The organism is Kitasatospora sp. NPDC028961, assembly GCF_055564815.1.
The window spans coordinates 35,925-54,023 of the sequence record NZ_JBVHVO010000022.1 but is presented as its reverse complement, the minus strand read 5'-3'; the positions used below and the strand labels follow the sequence as shown (position 1 = coordinate 54,023).

Below are 18,099 nucleotides of genomic sequence, written 5' to 3'. Positions count from 1 at the left end.
GAGCGGCCCGGGCGGGGCACACTCCTCGGACCGCCGCGACTCCCGAGGAGACCTCATGCCCCCCGCACCCGGCACCGTCCTGCTCGCGGGCGTGGTCGGCTCGACCGCGTACGGCTTCGCGCACGCCGGCTCGGACGTCGACCGGCTCGGCCTGTTCGCGGCGCCGACCGAGGACTTCCACGGCCTGCACCGCCCGGCGGAGTCCCAGGTCACCACCGAGCCCGACACCACCCTGCACGAGGCCGCCAAGTGGTGCCGCCTGGCGCTCACCTGCAATCCGACCGCCTCCGAACTGGTCTGGCTGCCGGCGGACCTGTACGAGGTGCGCAGCCCGCTGGGCGAGGAGCTGATCGCGATCCGCGGCTCCTTCCTGAGCGCCACGGCCGTCCGGAACTCCTATCTCGGCTACGCCGACCAGCAGTTCCGCAAGCTGCTCGGCCGCGACACCGCGGACCCGGCCGGTCTCCGCCGGGCCGCCAAGCACGCCCGCCACCTGGTGCGGCTCACCGAGCAGGGCGTCCGGCTCCACGAGACGGGCGAGAACGTCGTCCGGCTGCCCGACCCGGAGCGGGTGCGCGCGCTCGGCGACCGCATCGCCGAACACCCCGCCGCCGCCGAGCCGCTGCTCGCCGCCGCCGCCGAACGCTTCGCCCGCCCCGGCGTCCTCCCCCCGGCGCCGGACCCGCGCCCCGCCGAGGCCTGGCTCCGCCGCGTCCGCGCCGCCCACTACACCCCGCCCGCCCAGGACACCCCGCTCGTCCGCATCCCACCCGTCCCGGCCGCCCGCTGAGCCCGGCGCGTCCGCACAATCCACTGGCGGAGGCGTGGGCGCCAACGGGTAGGATCGCCCTGGCCCGCCCCGCACGGGGCGGCCGACGGGCCGCTAGCTCAATTGGCAGAGCTGCGGACTTTTAATCCGTAGGTTCAGGGTTCGAGCCCCTGGCGGCCCACCCGTGAAGGCCCCGGTCAGACACCGTCTGACCGGGGCCTCGCTGTGTCGGTGGAGCTGACGGGCCGGCGGTTCTGCTGTGCCCGCCGCCGAATCCTCTCCTCGGGGGCCCGGCGGTCTAGCGGGTCGGCCAGGTGATCGTCTGCCGCTCTGGGGAGACGCTGATCTCGAACCGGTCCAACGACGGAGCACCGTCGTTGGACCAGCGGGTGAGGTGCTCCTCCACCTGGTCCCAGATCCGGACCGGCCCGCCCTGCCGGACTGCCCACTGACCTCCGTCCTCGCCCAGCGCCGCCCATGCGCCGGACTCGACGTCCAGCAGCACGCGCTCGACCCGGCCGTCGCTGCTCGGCCCGGTCGGCGACGGAGCTCGACATCCTCGCTGTCCGCGGTCTGGGGCTGCTGGCCCTTCGGGACTCCCTTCTTCGGCCGCACCTGGACCGGGACGGAGACGAGCCGCTCCGCCTTCGTGTCCTGCTGCTGGATCCGGACTCGCCTGCGCTGATCCGCCGGGCTGCGGAGATCGGGGAGTCGCCCGAGTCGCTGGCCGGCGGGGTCCGCCTTGCCGAAGCCCGCCTGCGGGAGCTCGCAGAAGTCGGCCACGTGGAGGTCTACCGCTACCGCACCCTGCCCGTGTGGCGTGTGATCCGGCTCGACAAGACGCTCTATGTGAGCTCCTTCGACACCGATTGGGAGGGCCACGAGTCGGCAACCTATAAGGTGCTGGCCACCCCGTACGGCCCGCTGTACCGGGGGTGGCGTCGCGAGTTCGATGCCATGGTGGACGGTGCCGAGCGGATGATCTGACGGAGGGGCAGCAGTGGCGATCGAGGCGGAGCTCAAGGCCGTGGTGCGCGACCCTGAATCGGTTCTCCGGCAGTTGGAGGACCGGTACGGGCCCGGTCGGGCGGAGGTGTACCGCGACGCCTACTACGACGCACCCGACGGCTCGCTCATGGGCGCCGACCGGGAGCTGCGGATCCGCACGGTGCACGGCCCGGATGACACCCGCACCGTCCTCACCTACAAGGGCGCCCGCGTCGACGAAGCCTCCGGATCAAAGCCCGAGGCGGAGACCCGCGTTGAGGACGCCGGGGCCATGCGGGAGATCATCCGTGGGCTCGGGTTCGTTCCGCGCATCGCCTTCGAGAAGCGCTGCCGCAACTACGACTTCCAGCACGAGGGCCGCCGGTTCCTGGCCACGCTGGTCCGGGTGCCCGAGATCGACGGGACCTTCATCGAGCTGGAGACCATCGCGATGGCCGAGGACGACCTCGCGCCGGCGCTCGCCGTCGTTCGATCCGTTCTCACCGGGTTCGGCATCGCCGAAGACGATCTGACAACCGAGCAGTACACCGACGCGGTTGCCGCCGTTCGACCGCACTGAGCCCGGACGTGATGGGACGCCCCCGCCCGGACTCGCGGGCGGGGGCGTCGTGGTTCGGCGGGCGGACGCCGAGGTCGCGCACGTACGGCCGGGCCCCTCCGGAGCGGCGCGATACCCCTGGCGGCCGAAGTGCCGTGGAGGCCGGGGGAGATGGGGGTGGGGTCCTGGTCAGGGGCGGGGGCGGGCGAGGCGGCTGGAATAATACGACCGGCTTGTATGCTCCGACAGGGGCTTGTGGTGCCTGCGGGGGCTCCGGGGGACGGGGTGGGAAGGGTCGCGGGGGCGTTCGTCGGTCATTACGACCTTCGTATGTGCAACCTGGGGGCGGCCCGGACCGTCCTTCTTGTATGCGGAGTGCCCGGTCGTGGGGCGTCGCGTCGGCCGGTGAAAGGTACACGGATGTCAGGTCAGTGGGGCGAGGGCCCGGCTCGTGGTGACGACGCGCCCGGCGCGCTCACGGCCGAGGGCGGCGACGGCGGGGTGCCGCAGCCGCGGGCCGGGGGCCGGGCGCAGGCGCGGCGCGCGGCGCAGGGCAAGGGCGAACGGGCGGCCGGCGCAGCCGGGGCCGCGGCCACCGGCGGCCGGGCGGCGGCCCGCAACAGCCGCAAGCCCAAGAAGAACGTGAAGAAGATCGTCGCCTGGTCGGCGGCCGGTGTGCTGGTGCTGATGGCCGGCGCGGGCGGCGCGATCTACCTCAAGCTCAACGCCAACATCAAGACCTTCGACGCGGACGCGATAGCCGGCGACCGGCCGCCGGAGGCGCAGGCCGACGCGGACGGCAACAAGCCGGTCAACGTCCTGCTGATCGGCTCGGACAGCCGCGGCAAGAACAACGCCGACCTGGGCGGCGGCGAGGACGGCGGCGCCCGCTCGGACACCACGATCCTGCTGCACGTCTACGCGGACCACAAGCACGCCGTCGGGATCTCCATCCCCCGCAACGCCATGGTGGCGATCCCGTCCTGCAAGCTCCCGGACGGCAAGTGGACCAAGGCCGCCACCAGCGACCTGTTCAACGCGGCGTTCTCGAAGGGCGAGAGCGACGACGGCAACCCCGCCTGCACCCAGAACACGGTGGAGAAGCTCACCGGCATCCGGGTGGACCACACCATCGTGGTGGACTTCCAGGGCTTCTCCGCGATGACGAAGGCCGTCAACGGGGTCGACGTCTGCCTGCCGAAGCCGATCTACGAGAACGACATCAACCCCAAGCTCCCCAAGAAGGGCGCCGTCGTCCTGCCGCAGGGCAAGCAGAAGGTCGAGGGCCAGCAGGCGCTGAACTTCGTCCGGCTGCGGTACGGCATCGGGGACGGCTCCGACATCGGCCGGATGAAGCGGCAGCAGGCCTTCCTCGGCTCGCTCGCCTCCAGCATCAAGAGCCAGGGCCTCAACCCCACCACGCTGCTCCCGCTCGCGGACGCCGCCACCAAGTCGATGACCGTGGACCCGGGCCTCGGCTCCGCCGACAAGCTGCTCTCCTTCGGCCTCTCGCTGAAGAACATCGACATGCACGAGCTCAAGTTCGTGACGCTGCCCTGGCGCTACCGCACCCAGGACAAGAACATCGACATCATCCAGCCGGACGCCAACAAGCTCTGGGACACCCTCAAGGCCGACCGGACCATCGACGGCCAGAACGCCACCGGCCAGCAGACCGACGCGCCGGCCGCACCGACCGGCGTCGGCTCGCCGAGCGCTCCGGCGGCGCCGACCACGCCGCCCGCCGCGGCCTCCGACCCGGGCAACGCCGCGGTCAAGGTGTCCGTCTACAACGGCACCACCACCACCGGGCTGGACGGCAAGGCGAGCGAGGCGCTCAAGGCGGCCCAGTTCACCGCCACCAAGGCCGGCCCGGCGGCCAGCACCAAGTACGCGACCACGATGATCGAGTACGGCTCCGGGCAGAAGGCCAACGCCGAGAAGGTCGCCGAGCTGTTCCCGGGGGCCACCGTCGAGGCGGCCAAGTCGGCCGGCATCACCGTGATCGTCGGCAAGGACTTCGCGGCGGCGAACGGCGGTGGCGCGGCCGCCCCCGGTGCCGCCGCGGCCCCCGGCGCCGCGGCCGCCCCCTCGGTGCCGGCCCCGCTGCCCACCAGCGTGACCAACGACGCCCGCTCGGCGGACGAGGACATCTGCGCCGACGTCTCCTACGGCTGACCCGACCGGCGGTCGATGCGCGCCCGCCGCGTCGCCGTCCGCCGTCCGCGTCCGGGTGGTGCAGGGTCGCCGTCCGGTGGCGGGATCGCGGTGGCCCGGTGAAGGTGGGCGGTGTACCGCCCGCCGGTCGCGCCGCCGCCCGGGCCCCCGCCCGCGTAGCGGCCCGGGCCCCGGGCCCCGGGTACCCCGGCCGGTCGTGGCGGAGGACGAGGAACCCGTACTCCCGGAGGCCCAGCAATGCCCGAAGTGACCGCTCCGTACGCGCCCGGCACCCCGTGCTGGATCGACCTGATGGCGAGCGACCAGCAGGCCGCCCTCGACTTCTACCGCGACCTGTTCGGCTGGCAGGGGGAGGTCGGCCCGCCCGAGTTCGGCGGCTACGCCGTGTGCGCGCTGAACGGGAAGCCGGTGGCCGGGATCATGGCGCAGATGGCGCCCGAGGGGCAGCCCCTCCCGCCCGTCGGCTGGACCACCTACCTGGCCTCGGACGACGCCGACGCCGCCGCCCGGTCCGTCGCCGAGAGCGGCGGCACGATCCTGTACCCGGTGATGGACGTCGGCACCGTCGGCCGGATGCTGGTCGCGGCGGACCCGACCGGCGGGGTGTTCGGCGTCTGGCAGAAGGTCGACTTCATCGGCGCGGGCGTCGTGAACGAGCCCGGCGCGCTGGTCTGGAACGAGCTCAACACCACCGACACCGACGCGGCCGGGGCGTTCTATCAGCGGGCGCTGGGCCTGAGCCCGGCCGCCCTGGAGAGCGTGGAGGGGTACTTCTCGCTGAGTGTCGGCGACCGCTCGGTGGGCGGCATGCAGCGGCTCCCGGACTACCTGCCGCCCGGCACGCCCCCGCACTGGCTGACCTACTTCTCGGTGGACGACACCGACTCCACCGTGGACGCCCTGGTCCGGGGCGGCGGTTCGGTGCTCCAGCCGCCGTTCGACATGGCGGCCGGGCGGATGGCCGTCGTCCAGGACCCGCAGGGCGCCGTCTTCGCGGTGATCGCCTCGCCCACCGCGCCGTAGCCCACTGCGCCGTAGCCCGTCACGGCGTAGCTCACCACCGCGTAACCGCGCCGTAGCGCGCCGTAGCCATGGCGCCCCCGGAAGCCTCCCGTTCCCGCGACGCGCCGCCGGGAATGGGAGGCTTCCCCGGTTTCGCGGGTAAGACTGCACCCATGCTGGGGCTTCCGGACGACATCCGCGCTTTCCTCTTCGACCTCGACGGGGTGCTCACTCAGACCGCCAAGGTGCACGCGGCGGCCTGGAAGGACACCTTCGACGCCTTCCTGCGCGCCGAAGCGGCCCGCACCGGCGGGCAGTTCGTCCCCTTCGACGCCGTGACCGACTACGACACCCACGTCGACGGCCGCCCGAGACTCGACGGCACTCGGGCCTTCCTGCACAGCCGGGGCATCGACCTCCCCGAGGGCACCGACGCCGACCCGCCCGGTGCCCGCACCGTGCACGGCGTCAGCCTGGCCAAGAACGAGACCGTGCTGCGGATGATCCGCGAGCAGGGCGTCCAGCCGTACGACGGTTCGGTCGCCTACGTGCGGCGGCTGCGCGGGCTCGGGCTGCCCGCCGCGGTGGTCTCCTCCAGCGCCAACTGCCGGGACGTGCTGCGCGCCGCCGGCATCGAGGAGCTGTTCGAGGTGGTCGTGGACGGCGTGGTGGCGAAGCGGGACGGCCTGCCGGGCAAGCCCGCGCCGGACACCTACCTGGCCGCCGCCCGGGCCCTGGGCGTCGAGCCCGCGCACGCCGCGGTCTTCGAGGACGCGCTCGCCGGGGTCGCCTCCGGCCGGGCCGGCGGCTTCGGCACGGTGGTGGGCGTGGACCGCACCGGCCAGGCCGACGAACTGCGCCGCCACGGCGCCACCGTGGTCGTCGCCGACCTCGCCGAGCTGCTCGAAGGAGGTGCGGCATGACCGGGCTGGACAACTTCGCCGTCGATCCCTGGCAGATCACCGAACAGGGCCTCGACCTGGGCGCCATGGCCCGCGCCGAGTCCGTCTTCGCGCTCTCCAACGGCCACATCGGCCTGCGCGCGAACCTGGACGAGGGCGAGCCGCACGGCCTGCCCGGCACCTATCTGAACGGCGTCTTCGAGCTGCGGCCGCTGCCGTACGGCGAGGGCGGCTACGGCTACCCGGAGTCCAGCCAGAGCGTCATCAACGTGACCAACGGCAAGATCATCCGGCTGCTGGTGGACGACGAGCCCTTCGACCTGCGCTACGGCGAACTGCTTAGCCACCGGCGCTGGTTGGACTTCCGGACCGGGCTGCTGCGGCGCGAGGCGGAGTGGACCTCCCCGGCCGGCCGGACCATCAAGGTGCACTCGACCCGGCTGGTCTCCCTCACCCAGCGGGCGATCGCCGCCGTGGAGTACACCGTGGAGGCGGTGGACGGTCCGGTCCGGATCGTCCTGCAGTCGGAGCTGGTCGCCAACGAGCAACTGCCCGGCGGCGCCGAGAGCGACCCGCGGGCCTCCGCCGTGCTGGAGGCGCCGCTGCTCGCCGAGGCGCACCACGCGGGCGGCACCAAGGCCGTCCTGGTGCACCGGACCCGCTACAGCGGCATCCGGGTCGCGGCCGGGATGGACCACATCATCGACGGCCCGGACCGGCTGGACACCGTCGCCGAGGCCGAGGCGGACAACTGCCGGATCAGCGTCACCACCCTGCTCGAACCGGGCGAGAAGCTGCGGCTGGTGAAGTTCATGTCCTACGGCTGGTCCGCGACCCGCTCGCTGCCCGCCGTGCGGGACCAGGTGGAGGCCGCGCTGACCGCCGCCCGGTACACCGGCTGGGACGGCCTGGTGACCGAACAGGCCGGGTTCCTGGAGGAGTTCTGGGAGACCAGCGACATCGAGGTCGAGGGCGACGTCGAGCTCCAGCAGGCCGTCCGGTTCGCCGTCTTCCACGTCCTCCAGGCGGGCGCCCGCAGCGAGGAACGGGCCATCCCCGCCAAGGGGCTGACCGGCCCGGGCTACGACGGGCACAGCTTCTGGGACACCGAGACCTTCGTCCTGCCGGTGCTCACCTACTGCCTGCCGAGCGCCGTCAACCAGGCGCTGCGCTGGCGGCACACCACGCTGCCGCTGGCACGCGAGCGCGCGGTCCAACTCGGCCTCGCCGGAGCGGTGTTCCCCTGGCGGACGATCCGCGGCGAGGAGTGCTCCGGCTACTGGCCGGCCGGCACGGCGGCGTTCCACATCGGCGCGGACATCGCGGCCGCCGTCGCCCGCTACGTCCGGGCCACCGGGGACGTCGAGTTCGAGCGCGAGTACGGGCTGGAGCTGCTGGTCGAGACGGCCCGGATGTGGCGCTCGCTCGGCCACCACGACGCGGCCGGCAACTTCCGCATCGAGGGCGTCACCGGGCCGGACGAGTACAGCGCCGTCGCCGACAACAACGTGTTCACCAACCTGATGGCGCAGAGCAACCTGCGCGCCGCCGCCGAGGCCGCCGCCCGGCACCCGCACGAGGCGGCCGCGCTCGGGGTGGACACCGAGGAGACCGCCGCCTGGCGGGACGCCGCCGCCGCGATGTTCGTCCCCTACGACGAGAACCTCGGCGTCCACCCGCAGGCCGACGGCTTCACCGACCACCAGGTCTGGGACTTCGAGCACACCCCGGCGCAGAACTACCCGCTGCTGCTGCACTATCCGTACTTCGACCTGTACCGCAAGCAGGTGGTGAAGCAGGCCGACCTGGTGCTCGCCATGCAGGTGCGCGGGGACGCGTTCACCGACGAGCAGAAGGCCCGCAACTTCGCCTACTACGAGCGGCTGACCGTCCGCGACTCCTCGCTGTCCGCCTGCACCCAGGCGGTGATCGCGGCCGAGGTCGGACAGTTGGACCTCGCCTTCGACTACACCGCCGAAGCCGCCCTGATGGACCTCCACGACCTCGGCGGCAACACCGGCGACGGTCTGCACATGGCCTCGCTGGCCGGGGCCTGCATCGCCCTGGTGGCCGGGTTCGGCGGGTTGCGGGACCACGGCGAGGCACTCTCCTTCCGGCCCCGGCTGCCACCCGGGCTGATGCGGCTGAGCTTCTCGCTGATGGTGCGCGGCCAGCTGCTCGGGGTGCGGATCACGCACGCGGGCACGACGTACACGCTGCGCCGCGGCGAGGTGATCCACCTGCGCCACGACGGCGAGGGGGTGCAGGTGAAGGTCGGGTCGCCGGTCACCCTGCCGACCACCGTGCCGCCCGCCCAGGAGCGGTGCAGCCAGCCGCCGGGCCGCGAGCCGGCCCGGCGCCAGCCGCAGGCCGGGGTGATCGGCGGCACCCTGGGCCCCGGGCCGGAGCACCTCGCGGCCGAGTGACGCCCGGCCCCGCCCGTCACCCCTTCGGCCCGGCCGGGGTGCGGCGCGGGGCGCTCCGCCGGAGGGTGCAGGTGTCCCGTGGCAACCGGCGGCCGGTGAAGGAGCGCCCCGTGGTGAGTGTGGCCGAGCAGATGGTCGAGGTGCTCCGGCAGGCCGGGGTGGAGCGGGTCTACGGCGTGGTGGGGGACAGCCTCAACCCGGTGGTGGACGCCATCCGCCGGGCCGAGGGGATCAGCTGGGTGCACGTCCGCAATGAGGAGGCCGGCGCCTTCGCGGCGGCCGCCGAGGCCGAGCTGAGCGGGCGGCTGGCCGTCTGCGCGGGCTCCTGCGGGCCCGGCAACACCCATCTGATCCAGGGCCTGTACGACGCCCAGCGCAGCGGCCTGCCGGTGCTGGCGCTGGCCTCGCACATCCCGTCCGGGCAGATCGGCACCGGCTTCTTCCAGGAGACCCACCCCGAGCGGGTGTTCACCGACTGCAGCAGCTGGTGCGAGACGGTGTCCACGCCCGCGCAGCTGCCCCGGCTGCTGCGGATCGCGATCCAGCACGCGCTGGGCGCGCACGGCGTCTCCGTCCTGGCCTTCCCCGGCGACATCGCCGCGCTGCCGGCCGCCGGGCCGACCGGCAGCAGCCACTTCCTCACCGAGCAGGCGGTCGCGGCGCCGCCCTGGGACCAGGTCCGGGCGCTCGCCCGCGCCCTCAACGGGGCCCGCAAGGTCACCCTGTTCTGCGGCGCGGGCGTCCGCGGGGCGCACGCCGAGGTGATGGCGGTCGCGCAGGCCCTGAACGCGCCGGTCGGGCACTCCCTGCGCGGCAAGGAATGGATCCAGTTCGACAATCCGTTCGACGTCGGCATGAGCGGCCTGCTCGGCTACGGCGCCTGCCACGAGGCGCTGCACTCCGCCGACCTGGTCGTGCTGCTCGGCACCGACTTCCCCTACGACTCCTTCCTCCCGCAGGCCCGCACCGTCCAGGTGGACCACGACGCCACCCGGTTCGGCCGCCGCACCCCGCTGGAGCTGGCCGTCCACGGCGACGTCTCGGCCACCCTGCGCGCGGTCCTGCCGCTGCTGGAGTCCAGGGACGACCGCGCCTTCCTGGACGAGCTGCTGGACAAGCACTGCCGCTCGCTGGAGGACGTGGTCGGCGCCTACACCCGGGACATCGAGAAGCACCTGCCGATCCATCCCGAGTACGTCGCCTCGGTGCTGGACGAAGTCGCCGCCGACGACGCGGTGTTCACCGTGGACACCGGGATGAACAACGTCTGGGCCGCCCGCTACCTCCAGCCCAACGGCCGCCGCCGGGTGATCGGCTCCTTCCTGCACGGCTCGATGGCCAACGCGCTGCCGCACGCGATCGGCGCCCAGCTGGCCTGCCCCGGCCGGCAGGTCGTCTCGATGTCCGGGGACGGCGGGCTCTCGATGCTGCTCGGCGAACTGCTCACGGTGGTGCGCCACCGGCTGCCGGTGAAGACGGTGGTCTTCAACAACGGCGCGCTCGGCATGATCAAGCTGGAGATGCTGGTCTCCGGCTACCCCGAGGCGGAGATCGACAACGGGGACGTGGACTACGCCGGGATCGCCCGGGCGATGGGCATCCCGGCCAAGCGCGTGACCGACCCGGCGCGGGTGCGGGAAGTGCTCACGGAGGCGTTGGAGCGGCCCGGTCCGGCGTTGGTGGACGTGGTCACCGACCCCAACGCGCTCTCCATCCCGCCGCGCATCACGGCCGCCCAGCTGAAGGGCTTCGCGCTGGCCGCCGGGCGGACGGTGCTCTCCGGCGGGGTCGGCCGCATGATCGACCTGGCCCGGAGCAACCTGCGGAACATCCCCCGCCCGTAGGGCCGGTCCAGCCCCGTCGAGGCGGCTGCGCGGCGGTTTGCCTCTGAGGCAAGTTTCTTGCCCGTACGGCAGGCGGGGTGTCCACTGGTCACATGACCACCAGCCCAGCCGGCCCCTCCACCCCCGGCGACCGGACCGACGACCTGGAGGTCGCGGGCCTCGCCGCGAGGCTGCGCGAGCACCGGCTCGGCAGCCGCCTCACCCTGGAGGTCGCCGCCTCCCGGGTCGGACTCTCCCCAGCTTATCTGTCCCGGCTGGAGACCGGCCGTCGCCAGCCCTCACTGCCCGTCCTGCTCGGACTCGCCCGCGCCTACGGCACCTCCGTCTCCGGCCTCCTCGGCGAGTCCCCGGCCGAGGCGGACCCGGTGGTGCGCGGCGGCGCGATCGACCCCGGTCGCGCGGGCGGCTGGGGCTACCGCCGGGCCGGCGCGCCCGGGCGGGCGATGCAGGCGCTGCGGGTGCACGTCCCCCCGGGCGTGCAGGACGCGGTGGTCCGGGTCCACCCCGGTGAGGAGTGGCTGTACGTCCTGCAGGGCCGGCTGCGGCTGACCCTCGGCGACCGCACCCACCTGCTCGACGAGGGCGACTCCGCGCACTTCGACTCGCTCACCCCGCACTGCATCGCCGCCGACTCGGCGGACGGGGTGGAGCTGCTCTTCGTGCACACCCTGCTGCAGAGCCCCGGCGGCGAACTCTGCCTCGGCGGCGGCCCCGCAGTCCCGCACTGACCCACCGTCGGACCTCCTGGAGGAGATCTCCCATGGCTGATCCCACCACCGTCACCACCGTCACCGCCGACGCGGCTCCCGTCGCGGCCGCCGCCGACGCCCCGAAGACCGTCGACGCCGGCAAGTGGGCCAACCGCCGGGTCGGCATCCGGGTGCTGATCTACATGGTCGCCACGCACGCCTTCGCCGGCTTCATCATGCTGCTCTTCGAGCTGGGCAACCGGAACAAGTAGCCCGTGGGGTAAGGCTGTTCGACGGCCCCGGACGGCCAGGGTCGGGCCGGTCAGGCCGTCCGCAGCAGCCCGCAGAGCGCGTCCAGGGCGGCCGGGAAGAGCCGGTCGGGCGGCGTGGCGTAGCCGACCACCAGGGCCGGCGAGGCGTCCGGGGCGAGCGCCGGGTCGGCCAGGTGCCAGGAGAGGCCGGTGACGGCCAGGTCGAGCGCCCCGGCGCGGGTCAGCAGTTCGGCCTCCGTCGGCGCCCCGGGCGGCAGTTGCAGCACGGCGTGGAGCCCGGCGGCGATGCCCGTCACCCGGACGTGCGGGGCGCGTTCGGCCAGTGCCGCCACGAGCGCGTCGCGGCGCCGCCGGTAGTGCAGCCGGCAGCGGCGCACGTGCCGGTCGTAGGTGCCGGAGGTGATCAGCTCGGCGAGGGTCAGCTGGTCCAGCACGGGGGACATGGTGTCCGCCAGCTGCTTCCGCCGGGCCACCGGCTCGACCAGGGCGTCCGGCAGGGCGAGCCAGGCCAGCCGCAGGCCGGGCGCCAGGCTCTTGGCCGCGGTGCCCGCGTACACCACCCGTTCCGGGTCGAGCGCCTGCATCGCCCCGAGCGGCTGCCGGTCGTAGCGGAACTCGCCGTCGTAGTCGTCCTCGATCACGTACCCGTCCTGCTCGCGGGCCCAGCCGACGGCCGCCGACCGGCGTTCGGCGGCCAGCGCGGCGCCGGTCGGGTACTGGTGGGCGGGGGTGAGCAGGACGGCCGCGTCCCGCCGGGCGCCGAGCAGGTCCGTCCGCGCCCCCGCGCAGTCCACCGGCAGCGGCGCCGGGGTCAGCCCCGCGGCCCGGACCATCTCGCGCTGCGGGGGCAGCCCGTACCCCTCGACCGCCAGGGTGCGGGTCCCGCGCGTCCGGGCCGGACCGCGCTCGCGCAGGGCGGCGCAGAGCAGGCCGATGCCCTGGGTGAAGCCGGAGCAGATCAGCAGGTGGTCCGGGTCGGTCCGGACGCCGCGCACCCGGGCGAGGTAGTCGGTGAGCGCCTGCCGCAGCTCGATCCGCCCGAGCGGGCTGCCGTAGCCGAAGGCCTCGTGCGGCGCGGTGGCGAGCGCCCGCCGCGCGGCGGTCAGCCAGGCGGTGCGCGGGAAGAGCGAGACGTCCGGCCGCCCGGGCGTCAGGTCGTGGCGGGTCGTCCGGCGCTCGGGCGGCGCCTCGGCCGGGCGACGGCCGGACCGCGGGGCGGTCCGCCCGGCCACCGTGGTGCCCGAGCCCTGCCGCGAGGCGAGCCACCCCTCGGCGGTCAGCTGCCCGTACGCCTCGACCACGGTGTTGCGGGCGATCCCGAGGTCCTCGCCGAGCGCCCGGGAGGAGGGCAGGCGCGTCCCCGGGGCCAGCCGGCCGTCCTGCACGGCCTCCCGCAGCGCGTCCTCCAGGGCCGCCCGCAGGCCGGCCCCGGCGGCCCGTCGGCCGCTGAGGTCGAGGTGCAGATCGCCGCCGAACGCGGTCCAGGAGGTGGTGCTCATGGGGAGGGCCGATCCGTGCGGGGCGCTGTGCCGTCCGGGTTGTGTCCGTAAGGGATTATCGCGTGGCCGCGGGCGGCCGGGTGGCGGCCCCGGCCCCCGCGCCGCCGGTCGGTGCCGGTTCGCGGGCCCGCACCGCGGTCAGCCCCAGGTCGCGCCGGCGGGCTCCTGGATGGTGGCGTTCAGCCGGTTGAAGAGGTTGGTCAGGCCGATCATGAGGATGATCGCGGAGAGCTGCTCCTCGTTGAAGTGGTCGGCGGCCTCGTCCCAGACCGCGTCCGGCACGGCCGGGCCGGAACGGTCGGCCAGCCGGGTGGCCGCCTCGGTCAGGGCGAGGGCCGCGCGCTCCTCCCCGGTGAAGAAGGGGGCCTCGCGCCAGGCGGCGACGGCGTGCAGGCGCTCGTCGGTCTCACCGGCCTTCTTCGCGTTGGTCACGCCGGCGAAGACGCACGCGGAGCAGCCGTTGATCTGGCTGGCCCGCAGGTGCACCAGCTCCATGATCTGGGGCGGGACGCCGCCCTGGTACATGGCCTTGTAGATGTTCTGGATGCCCTTCATCGCGTCGGGCAGGACCATCGCGGGGTTCTTCATCCGAGCGGTCACGGCGTTTCCTCCGTCGAGTCAGGAGCCCGAGTGCCTTGCGCGCCGGGCCGGTTATCGTCCTTCACTGCACCGACGGATCGCGGAACGGGGATGTGACAGGTGAGCGGGAACGAATTTCTGGCCGGGCAGTTCGAGGAGCACCGGCTCCAACTGAGGGCGGTCGCCTACCGGATGCTGGGCTCGCTCAGCGAGGCCGAGGACGCCGTCCAGGAGACGTGGCTGAAGCTGGACCGCTCGGACGTCAGCGCCGTGCAGAACCTCGGCGCCTGGCTGACCACCGTGGTCGGCCGGGTCTGCCTGGACCTGCTGCGCTCGCGCACCGCGCGGCGCGAGGACCCGCTGGACGGGCCGGACGGGCAGGAGGGCGCGGTCCGGCTGCCCGATCCGGTGGTCGGCGCCTTCGGCGTCGTCGACCCGGAGCAGGAGCTCCTGATGGCCGACTCGGTCGGGATCGCGCTGATGATCGTGCTGGACACGCTCGCCCCGGCGGAGCGGCTCGCCTTCGTCCTGCACGACCTGTTCGCCGTCCCGTTCGACGAGATCGCGCCGATCCTCGGTCGCACCTCCGCCTCCACCCGCCAACTGGCCAGCCGGGCCCGCCGTCGCGTCCAGGGCGCCGCGCCCGCCCAGGACGGCGACCTGAACCGCCGCCGCGAGGTGGTGGACGCCTTCCTCAGCGCCGCGCGCGGCGGCGACTTCGACGCCCTCCTCGCGCTGCTCGACCCCGGGATCGTGGCCCGCTCGGACGGCGGCGCCCTGCGGCCGAGCACGCTGCGTCGCGGTGCGGCCGAGGTCGCCTCGCAGGCGATCACCTTCGCCCGCTTCGCCGAGAACGCCCGCCCGGTGCTCGTCAACGGCGCGCCCGGGGTGCTGTCCTTCGCGGACGGCAAGCCGCTGTCGCTCATGGCGTTCACCATCCGGGACGGCCGGGTCACCGCGCTCGACATCCTCACCGATCCGGAGCGGCTGGCCCGGATCGACCTGGGGCCGATCCTCGGCGGCTGAGCGGCCGGCCGGGGCGGTGGGCGCACCCACGCGCCCGCCGCCCCGACCGGAACGTCCACCGGCCACCGAAGGGGTGCGTTCCCGTTCGTCCCGGGGAGCGGCTCACTGGGGCGGCCGGTGGGACCGAATCGAGGGAGTAGTCGGGAGAGGAAGCGAGAAGGGCTGGAAGTAACTGGCAGTAAAGGCTGGACAAGGCGACTGGCGGTCTGTCAGGATCAGGGCTGTCGCCGGGGAACAGGGCCGGCGGCCACACCAGGGGAGGACCACATGTCGCAGGACGACCAGCCGCAGTTCGTCTCGGTGCCGGTGCCGAGTCAGTACGTCACACAGGTGTACGCCTACCTGGCCGGGCTGACCGGCGCCACGGCGAGCGCCCCGACGGCCGCCGGGGCGGGCGGCGCTCCGCCGGTGCCCCCGGCCGCGCCGGAGGAGGGGGCGGCCGGGGAGCCCGGCAAGCTCCCGGTCGTCGAGTGGACCGTCGAGGACTTCCGCCGGCTGATGATCGAGCCGCTGGGATCGGTGCAGGTGGTGGCCCGGGTGCTGGACGTGCTGGCCACCCAGCCCGACGCGCGGGTGAGCTACACCGAACTGGCCACCCGGCTGGGCCTGGAGAAGAAGAGCCTGCAGGGCAACCTCGCCGCCTTCACCCGCGCGGTGCACCGGCACTACCACCGCCGCAACTGGCCGATGACCTGGGTGGAGGCGCTCACCAGCGAGCCGGGGCTCAAGTCGGAGTTCTTCTACACCGTCAACGCGACCCTCGCGAGGCGCTGGCTGGAGGCCCGGGCGCAGGGCTGAACGACTCGCACCGGCCGGGACGGGGGAGTCTGCCAGTTACTCCACCCGTCTAGCCGATCCGGCGCCAGCCGCCGGGCGTGCCCGGCTCCGTCACCGGGGCCGGGCCGAAGTCGTACCGAGGCCCGTCGGGCCCGAAGGCGAGCAGCGAGATCGAGGACGAGCCCCAGATCCGCCCGTCGCCGAACTCCCGCCGCTGGACCAGCGCGGCCGGATCGTCGAGTGCCAGGCCGTCGCCGGAGACGATCGGCAGCCAGGCGCCCCAGGCCTGCTCGGTCGTGGCGGGGCCGGGCCGCGGCGCGGGCCGGGCGGCGGCCCGGAAGCGGGCCCGGAAGTGCGCGGCGCGGGCGGCCATCAGCGAGCGGACCAGTTCGGACGCGGTCCGGTCCGCCGCCAGCCCCTCCGGTCCGTCGTTGAGCACCACGCTCAGCCCGACCGGCAGGTCGCGTTCCGCCAGGGTGCTGCCGCCCCAGCTCAGTACCCGTGCGCCGGCTTGGCCGGCGAGGACGAGGTGGAACGGGTCGTACCGCTCCAGGTCGACGCCGGCGAGGCCGCCGTCCCGCAGGGCGATCAGCGGCAGCTCCCCGCGCGAGAGCCGGGCCCGGGCGGGTGCCATGGCCCCGAAGCCGTTCAGCAGACAGGCCGCGGCCGGCCCCGCGGTGCCCGGCTCGGTGGCCCCGGGCACCGCGGCCCCCGGTTCGATGGCGAGCCACGTCCCGCCCGCCGCCAGGTCGAGCCCGCCGACGGCCGCCGGGTGCGCGGGCCAGTGGTGGTCCGGCGGGGACCACCGCCGCCCGGCGTACTCGTCCCGCACCGACAGCAGCAGCACGGGCACCGATGCCGACGGTTCGATGCTGACGAACGCGGTACACACGATCCTGGCCCCCTGACCTCGCCCACCCCGGGCGGCCCGGCTGTACCACCCTCCCCGCGATCCTCGCACGATCGTTCGGATCCGGGCAGGTCCGGGCCCTCGCCCTCCGGCGCCCGCCGTGCCACACTCGGGCGAGCCGCCCGAGGGCCCGCCCCGACCGTGAAGTGGCCCACGATCTCTCGGCCCGAATGTGCCAGGGAGCCAGTCCAGTCGGACCCTAGGCTGGCCGGTATGACGACGAACGACAACGCCACCGTGTCCGCCCCCGAGCAGCGGATCTCCCTCCCCGACCTCGCCCCCGAGTTCTACCGGGCCATGATCGCCCTGGACCGGGCCGCCCGGCAGGGCGTCGACCCCGTCCTCGCCGAGCTGGTCAAGGTGCACGCGTCGATGCTCAACGGCTGCTCCTTCTGCATCGACATGCACGCCACGGACGCCCTGAAGAACGGTGAGCAGAACCACCGGCTGCTCTCCCTGCCGGCCTGGCGGGAGACGTCCTGGTTCACCGCCAAGGAGCGGGCCGCCCTCGCGCTGACCGAGTCGGTCACCCTGCTGACCCAGGGGCACGTGCCGGACGCCGTCTACCAGGAGGCCGCCGGGCACTTCGAGCAGGCCGAGCTGGCCCAGCTGATCGCGCTGATCGTCGCCATCAACTCCTGGAACCGGATCGGCGTCACCTCCCGCCTCAGCCCCGCCGCGAAGTAGGGTGCCCGGCATGACGACCACTCAGCACGAGCTGGCCCGCGCCCTCCACGCCCTGCACCGCCCCGGCGAGCCCCTGGTGCTCGCGAACGTGTGGGACGCGGTGGGCGCCCGGCTGGTCGCCGCCGCCGGTGCGCGGGCCGTCGCGACGGCCAGCGCGAGCGTCTCCTGGACGCTCGGCAGCGCGGACGGCGACGCGGCCGACCGCGCCGAGGTGCTGGCCCAGACCGCGCTGATCGTGCGCTCGGTCGCGCTGCCGGTGACGGCGGACCTGGAGAGCGGCTTCGGCGCGACGGCCGCCGAGGTCGGCGAGACCGTCACCGCGCTGCTCGGCACCGGCGCGGTCGGGGTGAACCTGGAGGACGGGGGGCGCCCCGCCGCCGAGGCGGCCGAACGGATCGCGGCCGCCCGGGCCGCCGCCGACACGGCCGGCGTCCCGCTCTTCGTCAACGGCCGCACCGATGTGTTCCTGAAGCAGCTCGGCGACCCGGCCGGCCGGCTGGACGAGGCCGTCGACCGCCTGCGGGCGTACGTCGCGGCCGGCGCGGACGGAGTGTTCGTGCCCGGGGTCGCGGACCCGGAGACGATCGCCGCCCTGGTGGCCGCAGTCCCGGCGCCGCTGAACGTCCTGGCCGGGCCGGGCTCACCGTCCGTACCGGAGCTGGCGAAGCTCGGCGTGGCCCGGGTCAGCCTCGGGCCGGGCCTGGCCAGGTCGGCGTACGCGGCGGTGCGCCGCGCCGCCGAGGAGGTGTACTCCGAGGGGACGTACACCGCGCTCGACGGCGGGCTCACCTACCAGGAGCTGAACGCCCTCGCGCAGGGCTGACCCGGAGCCGGCGTCCGGACCCGACCGCGAAGTCGGCGACGGACGCCGACCGCTGTGCGCCCCGAGCGGCGCGCAGCGGGGGCGGCCGCTTCGCAAGGAGAGCCGGGAGACCGGGAGATCAGGGAGACCACGGGGCCCGGGAGCCACAGGGGAGCTCCCGGACCGCCGGG

18 protein-coding genes and 1 tRNA gene are annotated in these 18,099 nt (G+C 74.2%); 15 read left to right on the top strand and 4 right to left on the bottom strand.

The features are described from left to right. Positions 1-55 precede the first annotated feature (55 nt). On the top strand, positions 56-790 hold the full coding sequence (locus ACZ4UX_RS28180) for a nucleotidyltransferase domain-containing protein (RefSeq protein WP_465708747.1): 735 nt from the start codon (positions 56-58) through the stop codon (positions 788-790). Between the two features lie 87 nt (positions 791-877). After that, a tRNA-Lys gene (locus ACZ4UX_RS28175) sits at positions 878-950 on the top strand. A gap of 117 nt (positions 951-1,067) precedes the next feature. On the opposite strand, the gene ACZ4UX_RS28170 is transcribed toward ACZ4UX_RS28175, so the two are convergent. Then, entirely contained in the window at positions 1,068-1,274 is a 207-nt protein-coding gene (locus ACZ4UX_RS28170) for a hypothetical protein (RefSeq protein WP_465708746.1), read from the bottom strand. A 278-nt stretch (positions 1,275-1,552) separates the two neighbouring features. Between ACZ4UX_RS28170 and ACZ4UX_RS28165 the strand changes: the two genes are divergently transcribed. The 9 genes from ACZ4UX_RS28165 (at position 1,553) to ACZ4UX_RS28125 (ending at position 11,628) form a co-directional block, all read left to right on the top strand. Next, positions 1,553-1,756: a hypothetical protein gene (locus ACZ4UX_RS28165; protein WP_465708745.1), complete on the top strand. Its 204-nt coding sequence runs from the start codon at positions 1,553-1,555 to the stop codon at positions 1,754-1,756. Positions 1,757-1,769: 13 nt separating this feature from the next. Continuing rightward, the gene (cyaB, locus tag ACZ4UX_RS28160; RefSeq protein ID WP_465708744.1) at positions 1,770-2,336 is read left to right on the top strand and encodes a class IV adenylate cyclase; all 567 of its coding nucleotides are present in this window, start codon (positions 1,770-1,772) and stop codon (positions 2,334-2,336) included. A 399-nt stretch (positions 2,337-2,735) separates the two neighbouring features. After that, complete coding sequence (locus ACZ4UX_RS28155) at positions 2,736-4,493, top strand: LCP family protein (RefSeq protein ID WP_465708743.1); 1,758 nt, start codon at positions 2,736-2,738, stop codon at positions 4,491-4,493. A 237-nt stretch (positions 4,494-4,730) separates the two neighbouring features. Next, entirely contained in the window at positions 4,731-5,516 is a 786-nt protein-coding gene (locus ACZ4UX_RS28150; RefSeq protein ID WP_465708742.1) for a VOC family protein, read from the top strand. Between the two features lie 152 nt (positions 5,517-5,668). Beyond that, positions 5,669-6,418 carry an HAD family hydrolase gene (locus ACZ4UX_RS28145; protein WP_329489038.1) on the top strand — a complete coding sequence of 250 codons (750 nt, stop codon included), beginning with the start codon at positions 5,669-5,671 and terminating at the stop codon, positions 6,416-6,418. Continuing rightward, positions 6,415-8,823 (top strand): glycoside hydrolase family 65 protein, encoded by a 2,409-nt coding sequence (locus ACZ4UX_RS28140; protein WP_359805703.1) that lies wholly within the window; start codon positions 6,415-6,417, stop codon positions 8,821-8,823. Before ACZ4UX_RS28145 ends, ACZ4UX_RS28140 begins: the two co-directional genes overlap by 4 nt. A gap of 131 nt (positions 8,824-8,954) precedes the next feature. Further along, on the top strand, positions 8,955-10,667 hold the full coding sequence (locus ACZ4UX_RS28135; RefSeq protein ID WP_465708779.1) for a pyruvate dehydrogenase: 1,713 nt from the start codon (positions 8,955-8,957) through the stop codon (positions 10,665-10,667). 92 nt (positions 10,668-10,759) lie between these two features. Then, positions 10,760-11,395 (top strand): helix-turn-helix domain-containing protein, encoded by a 636-nt coding sequence (locus ACZ4UX_RS28130; RefSeq protein WP_465708741.1) that lies wholly within the window; start codon positions 10,760-10,762, stop codon positions 11,393-11,395. Positions 11,396-11,427: 32 nt separating this feature from the next. Continuing rightward, a complete protein-coding gene (locus ACZ4UX_RS28125) occupies positions 11,428-11,628 on the top strand; it encodes a DUF6126 family protein (protein WP_465708740.1) in 201 nt (66 codons plus the stop codon). Between the two features lie 50 nt (positions 11,629-11,678). On the opposite strand, the gene pdxR is transcribed toward ACZ4UX_RS28125, so the two are convergent. Then, positions 11,679-13,127, bottom strand: a complete 1,449-nt coding sequence (gene pdxR / locus ACZ4UX_RS28120) for a MocR-like pyridoxine biosynthesis transcription factor PdxR (RefSeq protein WP_465708739.1) — start codon at positions 13,125-13,127, stop codon at positions 11,679-11,681. 138 nt (positions 13,128-13,265) lie between these two features. Continuing rightward, positions 13,266-13,727 (bottom strand): carboxymuconolactone decarboxylase family protein, encoded by a 462-nt coding sequence (locus tag ACZ4UX_RS28115; protein WP_352291180.1) that lies wholly within the window; start codon positions 13,725-13,727, stop codon positions 13,266-13,268. A gap of 99 nt (positions 13,728-13,826) precedes the next feature. On the opposite strand from ACZ4UX_RS28115, the gene ACZ4UX_RS28110 reads away from it, so the two are divergent. Both ACZ4UX_RS28110 and ACZ4UX_RS28105 read left to right on the top strand, forming a co-directional pair. Next, positions 13,827-14,732 carry a sigma-70 family RNA polymerase sigma factor gene (locus ACZ4UX_RS28110; protein WP_396491248.1) on the top strand — a complete coding sequence of 302 codons (906 nt, stop codon included), beginning with the start codon at positions 13,827-13,829 and terminating at the stop codon, positions 14,730-14,732. A gap of 267 nt (positions 14,733-14,999) precedes the next feature. Beyond that, a complete protein-coding gene (locus tag ACZ4UX_RS28105) occupies positions 15,000-15,530 on the top strand; it encodes a hypothetical protein (RefSeq protein WP_465708738.1) in 531 nt (176 codons plus the stop codon). Between the two features lie 49 nt (positions 15,531-15,579). Here the strand turns inward: ACZ4UX_RS28105 and ACZ4UX_RS28100 are convergent, their stop codons facing one another. Continuing rightward, complete coding sequence (locus tag ACZ4UX_RS28100; RefSeq protein WP_465708737.1) at positions 15,580-16,401, bottom strand: NRDE family protein; 822 nt, start codon at positions 16,399-16,401, stop codon at positions 15,580-15,582. A gap of 231 nt (positions 16,402-16,632) precedes the next feature. Here ACZ4UX_RS28100 and ACZ4UX_RS28095 point away from each other — a divergent pair, with 231 nt between their 5' ends. Both ACZ4UX_RS28095 and ACZ4UX_RS28090 read left to right on the top strand, forming a co-directional pair. After that, the gene (locus ACZ4UX_RS28095; RefSeq protein WP_465708736.1) at positions 16,633-17,106 is read left to right on the top strand and encodes a carboxymuconolactone decarboxylase family protein; all 474 of its coding nucleotides are present in this window, start codon (positions 16,633-16,635) and stop codon (positions 17,104-17,106) included. Positions 17,107-17,116: 10 nt separating this feature from the next. Continuing rightward, positions 17,117-17,929 (top strand): isocitrate lyase/PEP mutase family protein, encoded by an 813-nt coding sequence (locus ACZ4UX_RS28090; RefSeq protein ID WP_465708735.1) that lies wholly within the window; start codon positions 17,117-17,119, stop codon positions 17,927-17,929. The last annotated feature ends 170 nt before the right edge of the window (positions 17,930-18,099 follow it).